The organism is Streptomyces sp. NPDC002057 (genome assembly GCF_040296665.1).
GTDB lineage: Bacteria > Actinomycetota > Actinomycetes > Streptomycetales > Streptomycetaceae > Streptomyces.
The window spans coordinates 41,634-53,409 of record NZ_JBEOXR010000001.1; the positions used below are offsets into that span (position 1 = coordinate 41,634).

The 11,776-nt window shown below is 72.3% G+C and carries 11 protein-coding genes; 7 read left to right on the forward strand and 4 right to left on the reverse strand.

Annotated features, from left to right (window positions below; all coding sequences use genetic code 11):
- Window positions 1-18: 18 nt before the first annotated feature.
- Together ABT129_RS00200 and ABT129_RS00205 are read right to left on the reverse strand one after the other, a co-directional pair.
- A complete protein-coding gene (locus ABT129_RS00200; protein WP_351894626.1) occupies window positions 19-930 on the reverse strand; it encodes an ABC transporter permease in 912 nt (303 codons plus the stop codon).
- Complete coding sequence (locus ABT129_RS00205) at window positions 927-1,889, reverse strand: ABC transporter ATP-binding protein (protein ID WP_351895261.1); 963 nt, start codon at window positions 1,887-1,889, stop codon at window positions 927-929. Before ABT129_RS00205 ends, ABT129_RS00200 begins: the two co-directional genes overlap by 4 nt.
- Window positions 1,890-2,152: 263 nt before the next feature.
- Between ABT129_RS00205 and ABT129_RS00210 the strand changes: the two genes are divergently transcribed.
- The 6 genes from ABT129_RS00210 to ABT129_RS00235 all read left to right on the forward strand — a co-directional run bounded on the left by ABT129_RS00210 (window position 2,153) and on the right by ABT129_RS00235 (window position 8,147).
- Window positions 2,153-2,998: a M24 family metallopeptidase gene (locus ABT129_RS00210; RefSeq protein ID WP_351894629.1), complete on the forward strand. Its 846-nt coding sequence runs from the start codon at window positions 2,153-2,155 to the stop codon at window positions 2,996-2,998.
- The gene (locus ABT129_RS00215; RefSeq protein WP_351894631.1) at window positions 2,998-4,800 is read left to right on the forward strand and encodes an SDR family oxidoreductase; all 1,803 of its coding nucleotides are present in this window, start codon (window positions 2,998-3,000) and stop codon (window positions 4,798-4,800) included. The genes ABT129_RS00210 and ABT129_RS00215 overlap by 1 nt, the downstream gene beginning before the upstream one ends.
- Window positions 4,801-5,023: 223 nt before the next feature.
- Window positions 5,024-5,953, forward strand: a complete 930-nt coding sequence (locus ABT129_RS00220; protein WP_351894633.1) for a MerR family transcriptional regulator — start codon at window positions 5,024-5,026, stop codon at window positions 5,951-5,953.
- A 161-nt stretch (window positions 5,954-6,114) separates the two neighbouring features.
- Window positions 6,115-6,675, forward strand: a complete 561-nt coding sequence (locus tag ABT129_RS00225; protein ID WP_351894636.1) for an RNA 2'-phosphotransferase — start codon at window positions 6,115-6,117, stop codon at window positions 6,673-6,675.
- A 15-nt stretch (window positions 6,676-6,690) separates the two neighbouring features.
- Window positions 6,691-7,143 carry a hypothetical protein gene (locus ABT129_RS00230; RefSeq protein ID WP_351894638.1) on the forward strand — a complete coding sequence of 151 codons (453 nt, stop codon included), beginning with the start codon at window positions 6,691-6,693 and terminating at the stop codon, window positions 7,141-7,143.
- Window positions 7,144-7,253: 110 nt separating this feature from the next.
- Window positions 7,254-8,147 (forward strand): LLM class flavin-dependent oxidoreductase, encoded by an 894-nt coding sequence (locus ABT129_RS00235; RefSeq protein WP_351894641.1) that lies wholly within the window; start codon window positions 7,254-7,256, stop codon window positions 8,145-8,147.
- Window positions 8,148-8,189: 42 nt separating this feature from the next.
- On the opposite strand, the gene ABT129_RS00240 is transcribed toward ABT129_RS00235, so the two are convergent.
- Window positions 8,190-8,873, reverse strand: a complete 684-nt coding sequence (locus ABT129_RS00240; RefSeq protein WP_351894642.1) for a DUF6083 domain-containing protein — start codon at window positions 8,871-8,873, stop codon at window positions 8,190-8,192.
- A gap of 184 nt (window positions 8,874-9,057) precedes the next feature.
- Here ABT129_RS00240 and ABT129_RS00245 point away from each other — a divergent pair, with 184 nt between their 5' ends.
- Window positions 9,058-9,924, forward strand: coding sequence for a Cof-type HAD-IIB family hydrolase (locus tag ABT129_RS00245; protein WP_351894645.1), 867 nt, complete (start codon window positions 9,058-9,060; stop codon window positions 9,922-9,924).
- A 130-nt stretch (window positions 9,925-10,054) separates the two neighbouring features.
- Here ABT129_RS00245 and ABT129_RS00250 read toward each other — a convergent pair whose 3' ends face one another.
- Window positions 10,055-11,767, reverse strand: a complete 1,713-nt coding sequence (locus ABT129_RS00250) for a GAF domain-containing sensor histidine kinase (RefSeq protein ID WP_351894647.1) — start codon at window positions 11,765-11,767, stop codon at window positions 10,055-10,057.
- Window positions 11,768-11,776 lie beyond the last annotated feature (9 nt).

Here is an 11,776-nt window from a genome sequence, read left to right on the forward strand (position 1 = left end):
CGGGCGACGGGAGGGCGGTCACAGCCCGACCTTTCGGTAACGGCGCATCAGGATGCCGTACGAGCCGGCGATGAGCGCGAGGACGACCAGCACGTAGACCACGCCGACACCGGTGCTCGGACCCCCGAGTTCGGGGAAGCCCGGAGGGGCGCCCAGGAAGGCGCTCTGCACGCCGTCGATGAGGGTCATCGGCGAGAAGAGGCCCAGCCACTGGATGGCGCCCTCGTTCTCGGTGGCGAAGGCGATGCCCATGAGGGTGGAGACCGCCCCGTACGAGACCGTCAGGACGGCGATCACGGCGGCGACGCCGAAGCCACGGCGCGGCGTGAGGGCCGCCATGACGAGTCCGATGCCGCCGAAGAGCACCGAGAGCAGCGCCACGGAGACCAGCCCCTGGCCGAACATCTTGGTCTGCTCGGCGAAGTCCATCTTGGCGAGCAGCGAGCCGATCCAGAGGATCAGCAGCGGCGAGGCGGTCAGGATGAAGAGCGCCGAGGCCATCGCGCCGAGCTTGGCGAGGACGTAGTCCGCGCGCTCGATCGGGCGGGAGAAGTACAGCGGCACCGTCCGGAACCGGAGGTCCCGGGAGACCGACTGCGGTGCCTGCGAGGCCAGGTAGATGCTGATGACGACCTGGAGGTAGATCGCGTACTGCGTGTACTCGATCGAGAGCCTGGACTGCTTCCCGACCACGGCGACCGCGACGAGGATCAGCGCCGGGACGCACATCACGGCGAACAGGAGCATCGGCAGCACCTTCGACTTGGCGCTGCGGCCGAGGCCGTAGGCACCGCGCAGGGACTGCGAGAAGAGCGACCGTCGTGCGTAGGCCCGGCCGAGGCGCGGGCCGTCGTAGGACCGGTAGCCGATGTTGTGGATCCGGGTCGTGTCGGGAGCGGCCTGGGAGGGCTGGGGGATCTGGGTGCTCATCGGGCCGGCACCTCCTCGTGCTGGGGCGCCTCGGGGCGGAAGACCTCGGCGATGTGGTGGCGGCGCTGCTCCATGCGGACGAGACCGAGGCCGAGGCCGGCCACGGTGTCGCGCACGAGGTCGTACGTCTCCTCGCCCGGAGCCTCCAGGAGCAGGATGTGACCTGCGCCGGGCAGGCCGTCCTCCACGCCCGCGTGGATCGTGACACCGGCGCCCCCGAGGGCCGCGCGGAGCGCCGCCGTGCCGTCCGGGTGGGTGTCCGAGTCGGTGACCTCGACCGCGAGCGTCGTGGTGGTCCGGGTGAAGTCGCTGGTGGAGCTGGAGCGGAGCAGCCGGCCGCCGTCGATGACGACGACGTGGTCGCAGGTGCGCTCCAGCTCGCCGAGGAGATGCGAGGTCACGAGGACGGAGATGCCGAAGTCGGTCCAGACGCGGCGGATCAGTCCGAGCATCTCGTCACGGCCGACCGGGTCGAGGCCGTTGGTCGGCTCGTCGAGGAGGACCAGCTTCGGGTCGTGGACGAGGGCCTGCGCGAGCTTCACCCGCTGCTTCATGCCCGTCGAGTAGCCGCCGATGGGGCGGTAGCGCTCCTCGTACAGGCCGACGTGGCGGAGGGTGTCGGCGGTCCGCTCCCGGGCGGCGGTCGCGGGCAGGCCCGACATCCGCGCCATGTGCACGACGAACTCGGTGGCCGAGACGTCCGGGGGCAGGCAGTCGTGCTCCGGCATGTAGCCGACCTGCTCACGGATCTGCGCGCCGGAGGTGCTGACGTCGAGGCCGAGCACCTCGGCGCGGCCCTCCGTCGCGCGGGAGAGTCCGAGCAGGATCTTGATCATGGTGGACTTGCCGGCTCCGTTGGCACCCACGAGTCCGGTCACACCGGGCCCGATGTCCAGGGAGAGCCGGTCAAGAGCGGTCACCCGGGGGAACCGCATGCTGAGGCTTTCGGTCGCGATCACAGTCACGCCTACGACGGTAGTGGTGTGCGCCACAGCGGTCGTCAGCCCAACGGCTCGATCCTTCTCCGACTACAGGAGTACAAGCCAGTAGGGGAGGTCGCGACGAAAGTCTTTTTCCACAGGTCCGCGGCCGGGTCGGCCGACGGGTTTTCCACAGGGCGTCGTCGGACCTCTTGACTCAGCCGCCGGGCATTGTCACATTCATCGGTGTCAAGTTACGAACGCGTAGCGCAGCCGGGCGCTCACACGGGACGGCGGGTGGCATGGCCTCAGTGGTGACAGGCGAACTCTCCGCGGAGCTGCGGGGGTTCAGGGAAGTACAGCGGCTCTCCTACGCGTGCGCGGAGGCCGTCGCGGCACAGCTCAGGCCCGGAGTGACCGAGCGCGAGGCCGCGCGGATGCAGCGGGAGTGGCTGTACGAGCGGGGGGTGCGGGACTGGTTCCACCGGCCGTTCGCCTGGTTCGGCGACCGCACGGCTTTCGTCGACTTCAAGATCCCGCTGCAGTTCTTCCCGACGAACCGGCGTCTTGAGGCGGGGATGCCGTTCATCCTCGACATGGCCCCGGTCTACAAGGGGTACACGGCCGACATCGGCTACAGCGGCTGTCTGGGCCTCAACCCCCTGCACGACAAGCTGCTCGCCGACCTCGCGGACCACCGCGAGCTGATCCTCCGCGAGGTGCGCGAGCGGCGCACGCTCCGCGAGATCTACCAGGACGTGGACCGGCTCATGGTCCGCCAGGGGTACGCGAACCGGCACCGGGCCTACCCCTTCGGCGTCATCGCCCACAAGATCGACCGGGTGAAGGAGCGCGGCTGGTCGCCGACGGTCTTCGGCTTCGGCACCCAGGCGCTCAAGGGGCTCGCGAGTGACGCCCTGCACGGTCACCGGGACGGATGGTCGCCGCTCTGGTCGCCGTACAAGTTCTCCGACCACCCGCCCAGACCGGGCCTGTGGGCGGTCGAGCCGCACCTCGGATTCCGGGGTACGGGCGCGAAGTTCGAGGAGATCCTGGTCGTCACCGACTCCCGGGACCCCGAGCAGAGCGCGTTCTGGCTGGACGACGATCTGCCGCACGTGCGGCGCTGGAACGAGGGGACGGTCTGATGTCGGGAAGCGCGGGTCTCACCGGAGCGCGGGAGCGCTGGGTACGGACGGGCGGGCTCGAACTGTGCGTCGCCGAGCTCGGCGAGACGGGCCGGCCCACCGTCCTGCTCGTGCACGGCTACCCGGACTCCAAGGAGGTCTGGTCGGAGGTCGCCGTCCGGCTCGCCGAGGACTTCCACGTGGTGCTGTACGACATCCGGGGCCACGGCCGCTCCACGGCGCCGGCCCCGCTGCGCGGCGGCTTCACCCTGGAGAAGCTGACCGACGACTTCCTCGCGGTCGCCGACGCCGTCAGCCCGGACCGGCCGGTCCACCTCGTCGGCCACGACTGGGGTTCGGTGCAGTCCTGGGAGTTCGTCACCGTGCCCCGCACCGAGGGCCGGATCGCCTCCTTCACCTCGATGTCGGGGCCCTCCCTCGACCACTTCGGGCACTGGATCAAGCAGCGGATGACCCGGCCCACCCCGCGCCGGGTCGGCCAGCTCCTCGGACAGGGCGCCAAGTCCTGGTACGTGTACATGCTGCACACGCCCGTGCTGCCGGAGCTCGCCTGGCGCGGCCCGCTCGGCAAGCGCTGGCCGAAGATACTGGAGCGCGTCGAGAAGGTCCCGGCCGGCGACTACCCGACGCCCTCGCTGCCGAGCGACGCGGCGCACGGCGCCTGGCTCTACCGGGACAACGTCCGCGCGCGGCTCGGCCGTCCGCGCCCCGACGCGTACGCGCACGCGCCCGTGCAGCTGATCACGCCGACCGGCGACGCCTTCCTCTCCGAGCGGCTCTACGACGACCTGGGCCGCTGGGTACCGGACCTCACCCGGCGCACGCTGCCCGCGAAGCACTGGGTGCCCCGCACCCGGCCGGACCAGCTCTCCGCCTGGATCGGCGCGTTCGTCCGGGCCAACGAGGAGCCGGGCACCAAGGCGCCGAAGCCCGTCGCGGCGACGGCGGCGAAGAGCGGGGTGAAGCCGGAGTACACGGAGCGGTTCGGCGGCCAGCTGGTCCTGGTGACCGGGGCGGCCAGCGGCATCGGCCGGGCCACCGCCTTCGCCTTCGCCGAGGCCGGCGCCCGGGTCGTCGCCGTGGACCGGGACGCCGAGGGCGCGGTCCGCACGGCCGAGATGGCCCGGCTGATCGGCGCCCCGGAGGCCTGGGGCGAGACCGTCGACGTCGCCGACGAGCAGGCGATGGAGAAGCTGGCCGCCAAGGTGGCGAGCGAGTACGGAGTCGTCGACGTCCTCGTCAACAACGCGGGGATCGGGCTCACCGGCTCCTTCTTCGACACGACGAGCGAGGAGTGGCAGCGGGTCCTCGACGTCAACCTGTGGGGCGTGATCCACGGGTGCAGGGTCTTCGGCGCGCAGATGAAGGCGCGCGGTCAGGGCGGCCACATCGTGAACACCGCGTCCGCCGCCGCGTTCCAGCCCTCCCGCGCCCTGCCCGCGTACAGCACGTCGAAGGCGGCGGTGCTGATGCTCAGTGAGTGCCTGCGCGCCGAGTTGGCCGACCAGGGCATCGGGGTCTCCGCGATCTGCCCCGGCATCGTCAACACGAACATCACGGCGACCGCGCGGTTCGCCGGGGTCACGGACGAGGCGGAGGAGAAGCGGCGCCAGAAGAAGGCGTCCCGGCTGTACGGCCTGCGGAACTATCCGCCGGAGAAGGTCGCGGACGCGATCCTGGGCGCGGTCCTGCACGACCGCGCGGTCGTGCCCGTGACGCCGGAGGCCCGGGGCGCCCACTTCCTCTCCCGGCTGAGCCCGGGGACGCTGCGGGCACTCGCCCGCTGGCAGCCGCCGGCGTAGGGAGCGGACGGTGTAGGCAGCGGTCGGTACAGGAAGCGGTCGGTGTAGGCAGCGGTCGGCGTAGGGAGCGGCGGGCGGGGCCGGAGGAACCCGCCCGACCGCACAGGGTCGGGCGGGGTGCGTTCGCCCGCGCGGGGGCCGGTTCGGGGCGGCGGTCGTACGATCCCCTTCCAGGAAGGGCCTCGCGGCGGCGGGGTGGAGCGAGCGGTCGGTGGGAGCGGGTTTGTCCGAGCAGTCAGCACAGCCGGAGTACCGGATCGAGGATCTCGCCCATCACAGCGGGGCCACGGTCCGGACGATCCGCGCCTACCAGGACCGCGGGCTGCTGCCCCGCCCCGAGCGGCGCGGCAGGTCGAACGTGTACGGGGACGCGCACCTCGCCCGGCTCCGGCAGATCGCCGACCTCCTCGACCGCGGCTACACCCTGGCCTCGATCAAGGAGCTCCTGGAGGCCTGGGACACCGGCCGGGGCCTGGGCGGGGTGCTCGGTCTGGTCGCGGAGGTCCACGGCCCGTGGACGGACGAGGAGGCGGACCGGATCTCCCGCGCGGAGCTGGACGCCCGGTTCGGCGGCACGCCGGACGAGGACGCCATCCGGGAGGCCGTCGCGCTCGGCGTGCTGGAGCCGCTTCCCGGCCGGGAGACGGAGGAGTACCTCGTACCGAGCCCCCAGGAACTTGCGGTGGCGGCCGAGTTGTACGCGGCCGGGGTGCCGCTCGCGGCAATCACCGGCCATCTGAGGGAACTTCGCGACCAGGTGGAGCACATCGCCTCCCGCTTCCTGGAGTTCACGACGGAGTACGTCTTCGCGCGCTATCTGGAGCACCGGCCGCCGACGGACGCGGACGCGGCCGAGGCGGCGACGATGGTGCGACGGCTCCGGCCCCTCGCGCAGCAGACGGTGGACGCAGAACTCGCGCGGGCGATGCGCCTGTTGGCCACCCGCCATCTCCAGATCCATCTGGCGCCCGACGCGCACCACGCGAAGGACGACGAGCCGCGCCCGGTGGCCCTACCGGCCGGAACCGTACGGGCCGTTCAGAGCCTGGTCGGCCCGGAGCAGGTCGCGGCCTTCGTCGCCGCCGCCACGGAACGAGAGGTGCAGAAAAGAACATTGGACGCACTTGCTTCAAGTAGCCCGATACAGGATTAATTTACCCAATACACCTGAAAACCAATGCCTGTTGTCCACAGAATTGCCAACTAGCCTGTGGATAAGTCGTCTTGGCTGTGGATCAAACCTGCTCGTCCCCATCAATGGTTCGGCGATCAAAATCGATGGTCCGGCGATCCGGGCTCCGGCATCCTGGCGGAATGACCCGACCACAACCACCGGACGAGCGCCGCACGGTGAAAGTCTCGAAGTACCTCTCCAAGCATCTGCGCCACCAGCCCGAGCGCATCGGCCTCGTCCTCGACGCACACGGCTGGACCGAGATCGACACTCTGCTCGGAGCCACCGCGCGGAACGGCTTCCCGATCAGCCGCGAGGAGCTCGACCACGTCGTCGCGACCAACGACAAGAAGCGCTTCGCGATCGAGGGCACCCGCATCCGCGCCAGCCAGGGCCACACCGTCGAGGTGGACCTCGACCTGCCGCCCGCCGAACCGCCCGCGTACCTCTACCACGGTACGGTCGCGGACCGGCTCCCCGCGATCCGGGCGGAGGGGCTGCGCCCCATGGCCCGCCACCACGTGCACCTCTCCCCCGACCGCGAGACCGCGACCCGGGTCGGCGCACGTCGCGGACGGCCGGTGGTGATCAGCGTCGACGCCGGCGCCATGCACCGGGCCGGGCACGTCTTCCACGTCAGCGCCAACGGCGTCTGGCTGGCCGACGCCGTCCCGCCGGAGTTCCTGCGCCTTCCCGGCTGAGGCATGATCGTTCCCATGGCACACCCACACCTGCCCAGCACCGAAGCGGCCGTGACCGCGATCCGCGCCTTCGCCCAGGAGTTCCACCTGGAGATGACGGTCACCGACGACATCGGCGCGGACCAGACCTCCCGGCGTACCTCCTCCGGCGCGTTCACCGTCCTCGACCCGGACGGCTCGCTGCCGCACGAGGCCCATGTCGAGCTGGGCGGCTCCCCCTCCGTCACGGTCCAGCTCTTCCCCGAGGACGACGCCAGGATCATCGTGGACGGCATCGAGTTCGCGGACGTGCCCCGCGACGCCGTCCCCGCCTTCCTCCGCTCGGTCCACGGCGGCCTCGCCCATGTGAAGGGCCGCTTCTTCCCGCCCGGCTGGTGGCTGATCGTCCCGCTGCCGGGTGACGAGACGTACAAGGAACTCGTTCCCGACGCCTCGCTCACCCCCTGGCTGAACAGCCGGGTCCGCTGAGGCCGTATCCCTCCCCTCCCGCACCCCGTTCGGGCATCCACCCCTCGGTCCGTCCGGAGCCCCTCCCACTCGTCCGGAGCCCCTGCCCCCCGCGCGCGTAGGGTGGCGTCATGCGCTTGAGTACGGTGATCCTCCCCATCCACCGATGGAGCGAGGGGCAGAAGACCTGGCGGCGGGCCGAAGAGCTCGGGTTCCACGCCGCGTACACCTACGACCACCTGTCCTGGCGGACCTTCCGGGACGGCCCGTGGTTCGGGGCGCTCCCCACCCTCACCGCGGCGGCGACGGCCACCGAACGCATCCGCCTCGGCACCCTCGTGACCTCGCCGAACTTCCGGCATCCGGTGACGCTTGCCAAGGAGCTGATGTCGCTCGACGACATCTCCGAAGGGCGCGTCACCCTCGGCATCGGCGCGGGCGGCAACGGCTTCGACGCCACCGCGCTCGGCCAGGAGCCGTGGACCCCGAAGGAGCGGGCGGACCGCTTCGGCGAGTTCGTCGCCCTGCTCGACCGGCTGCTCACCGAGGAGTCCGTGACGGAGCGGGGGACGTTCTACTCGGCGAACGAGGCCCGGAACATCCCCGGCTGCGTCCAGCGCCCCCGGCTGCCGTTCGCCGTCGCGGCGACCGGGCCGCGCGGGCTGCGGCTCGCCGCGCGGTACGGGCAGGCGTGGGTGACGACCGGAGACCCGAAGATCTTCGAGGAGGGCACCCCCGAGCAGTCGGTGGCGGCGCTGCGCGGCCAGATCGAGAAGCTCGGCAAGGCGTGCGCCGAGACCGGCCGGGAAGTCGCCGACCTCGACAAGGTCCTCCTGACCGGCTTCACCCCGGACCGCGGCCGGCCGCTGGAGTCCCTGGACGCCTTCGTCGACTTCGCCGGGCGCCACCGCGAGCTGGGCTTCACCGAGATCGTGATCCACTGGCCGATCCCGGACTCCGACTTCGCGGCCGACCAGGCCGTCTTCGAGCGGATCGCCACGGAGGCGCTCGCCCAGCTGGGCTGACGGGCGACGCCCGCGTCAGGGCGAGGGCCTACGCCCGGCGGATCAGGCGATCCGTCGGGCATGGCCCCGCCACAGGGCGAGCAGGACCGGGGAGCCGACCGGGGCGGGGCCGGCCGCGCAGACGTCGAAATGGCTGACCCGGCAGGTGTCGGACGGAACGGCGGAGCCCAGGTTGACCGCGGTGCCGTCGCCCGCGACGCGCCAGCGGCTGCCGGCCGGAACGGCGCCGGCCGTCAGCTCCCCGGGCTCGATCAAGATCCAGCGGCCGCGGACCGTACGGTGCCACGCGGCCAGGGCCCCACACCTGGCGCAGGCCGCGGTGGCCGCTGTCCCGGCTCTCGCCGGGCCTGATACGACTCCGCCGGCACGGGCCTCCGGCACGACCGACCCGGCTCGGACGTCCCGCCCACCGCCTCCGTACCCGGCTTCCCGCCCACCGCCTCCGTACCCGAGCTCCCGGGCGGCGCCCCCGTACCCGGTCTCGCCACCGGCGCCACCGGCGCCCCCGGATCTGAGCTCCGGCACACCGCCCGTCGGGCGGACCGCGAACGTCGCCGCGTCGACCAGACCCGCCAGGACATCGCCCACCAGCACCGGATCCCGCGTGGCCCGGCGCGCTCCGGACCCCTCGCACACCGCGCACAGGGCCATGCCGAGGCTCGCGACCCAGGTCCCGTACGGCCCACCGCAGGAGTCGCATTCGTCGCTTCGCGGACCCGAGCCCATGCCCCGCCCCCTTGAGACACCATCAGCTCTCAGGGATCTTCCCCGTCACCCGGAAAACGAACGGACGTTTACGGCCACGTCGGGCGTGAACCCCCGGCCGCCACGGACCGGCGGCACCCGAATTCGACCACTCATATGTGCGGCTCCCCGCACGCCCGTGCGTCCGGTGCGGAAGAATGGTGCGGTGACCTCTCCCCGTACTCCCGCCCCGGCACCCCGGCTGATCGCCACCGACCTCGACGGCACGCTGCTGCGCGACGACAAGTCCGTCTCCGAGCGCACGGTCGCCGCCCTCGCCGCGGCCGAGCGGGCCGGAATCGAGGTCTTCTTCGTCACCGGCCGCCCGGCCCGCTGGATGGATGTCGTCAGGGACCACGTCCACGGCCACGGCAGGGCGATCTGCGCCAACGGCGCGGCCGTCGTCGACCTCCACGCGGGCGGCACCTTCGTGGAGGTGCGCCCGCTGGAACGGCCGGTCGCCCTCGACGTCGTCCGGGCCCTGCGCGCCGCCGCGCCCGGGACCTCCTTCGCGGTCGAGCTCACCACCGGCATCCACTACGAGCCGCTGTACCCGCCGTTCTTCCTCGACCCCGGCGCGACCGTCGCCACCGCCGAGAAGCTCCTCTTCGAGGAGGCGCCCGGCGCCGCGGCCCCGGTGCTGAAGCTGCTCGCCCAGCACCCGGAGCTCGACCCCGACGCGTTCCTGGCCGTGGCCAGGGAGGCCGCGGGAGACCTGGCCTCGTTCACCCGCTCCAGCCCCACCGCCCTCATCGAGATCAGCGCGCTCGGCGTCTCCAAGGCCTCCACGCTCGCCCTGTGCTGCGCCGAGCGCGGCATCTCGGCCGAGGAGGTCGTGGCCTTCGGCGACATGCCCAACGACATCGAGATGCTCAGCTGGGCGGGCCGCTCGTACGCGATGGGCAACGCCCACCCGGACGTGATCACCGCCGCCTCGGGCCGAACGGCCGGCAACAACGAGGACGGGGTGGCCGTCGTCATCGAGCGGCTGGTGACCGAGGTGGTGGACGCGGCCGGGAGCGGCACGGCCTGATCACCCCGGCCTCCGCTCCGGTCCCCGGTCCCGTCTCCGGCCTCCCCCAGGCCGCCTCCGCTCCGGCCTCCGGTCCGGCCTCCACCGCTCCGGTCTCCGCTCCGGCAGGCCCGTGCCCGCACATCACCCGCTACAGCGGGGCCTCCCACACCACCGTCGTGCCGCCGCCGTCCTCCCCGATCCCCGGCCCGCACCAGCTCGCGCCGCCCAGCGACTCGGCCCGGCGCGCCAGGTTCCGCAGACCGCTGCGCCGCCCGCCCGCCGGGAGGCCGATTCCGTCGTCCGCGACCTCCAGGCGTACCCCGGCGGAGCCGTCGGGCAGGGTGACGCCGGCGTCGACGACCACCTCGATCCGGCCCGCCTCCGCGTGCCGGAAGGCGTTGGAGAGCGCCTCGCGGAGGGCGGCGATGAGGTTCTTCCCGGTGAGCTCGCCGACCGTCGCGTCGATCGCGCCGAGGAAGCGGTGGGCGGGCTTGAAGCCCAGCGGCACGGCGGCCATGTTGATCTCCCGCAGCACCCGGGTGCGCAGCCCCGACGGGGCCTCGGCGGGTCCCTGCTGGAGCGCGAAGATCGCCGTACGGATCTCCTGGATGGTCACGTCCAGCTCGTCCACGGCCTTGCCGACGCCCTCGCGCACGGCCGGCACGATCGACCTGCGCTGGGCGCTCTCCAGCATCATGCCGGTGGCGAAGAGCCGTTGGATGACGAGATCGTGCAGGTCACGGGCGATCCGGTCACGGTCCTCGTAGACGGCGAGCCGCTCCCGGTCGCGCTGTGCGTCGGCCATCATCAGGGCGAGCGCCGCCTGGGAGGCGAACTGGGTGGCGAGCGTCCGCTCCGTCTCCGTGAACTGGCGGGCGCCCCGCGCCCGGGGGGTCGCCAGCGCGCCGAGCACCCGCCCGCCGCTCTGCAGCGGCAGCATCATGCTCGGCCCGTACGGGGAGGTCAGCCGGCTGATCATGCGCGGGTCGGTCGACGCGTCCGTCACGAAGACCGCCTCTCCGTCCAGGAGCCGCTCCACCACGGCGCTCTCGGGCGGGATGACCACACCGAGGGACTTGGTCGGCCGGGGCGAGGCGACGGCGACGATCTCCAGACCGCCGTCCTCGGCGGGCAGCAGCACGATCCCCGCGTCCGCGTCGGCGAGGCGGCGGGCCTGTTCGGCGACGACCGCGAGGGCGTCGTCCGCGTCGCCGCCGGAGAGCAGCGCGGTGGTGACGGCGACCGAGCCGTCGATCCACCGTTCGCGCTGGCGGGCGGCCTCGTACAGACGGGCGTTGCCGATGGCGATGCCGGCCTCGGTGGCGAGCACCCGGACCATGTGGACGTCGTAGTCGTTGAACTCGCCGCCGCCGCGCTTCTCCGCGAGGTACAGGTTGCCGAAGATCTCGCCCTGGACCCGGATGGGAACGCCCAGGAAGCTCCGCATCGGGGGATGCCCCGGCGGGAAGCCGGCCGCGCGCGGATCGGTGGAGAGGTCGGCGAGGCGGATCGTCTGGGGGTCGCGGATCAGCGCGCCGAGCAGTCCGGCGTGGCCGTCGGGGCGGTGGCCGATCCGCCGGGCCGTCTCCTCGTCGACGCCGAAGGTGACGAAGTCGGACAGCCCCTTGCCCTCCTCGTCGACGACGCCGATCGCGGCGTAGCGGGCGTCGGCGAGTTCGGCGGCGGTCTCGCAGATGCGGTCGAGGGTGGAGTGGAGTTCGAGCCCGGTACCGACCGAGCGCATCGCCTCCAGGAGCTGCGGTACACGGGCGGTGAGCTCCGTGGACAGCCCCTGGAGGCTGCGGGTGGCCTGGGTGGCTGCTTCCAGGGGGTCCGGGGCGTCGGACGCTGCGGCGGTCATGGGCTTGAG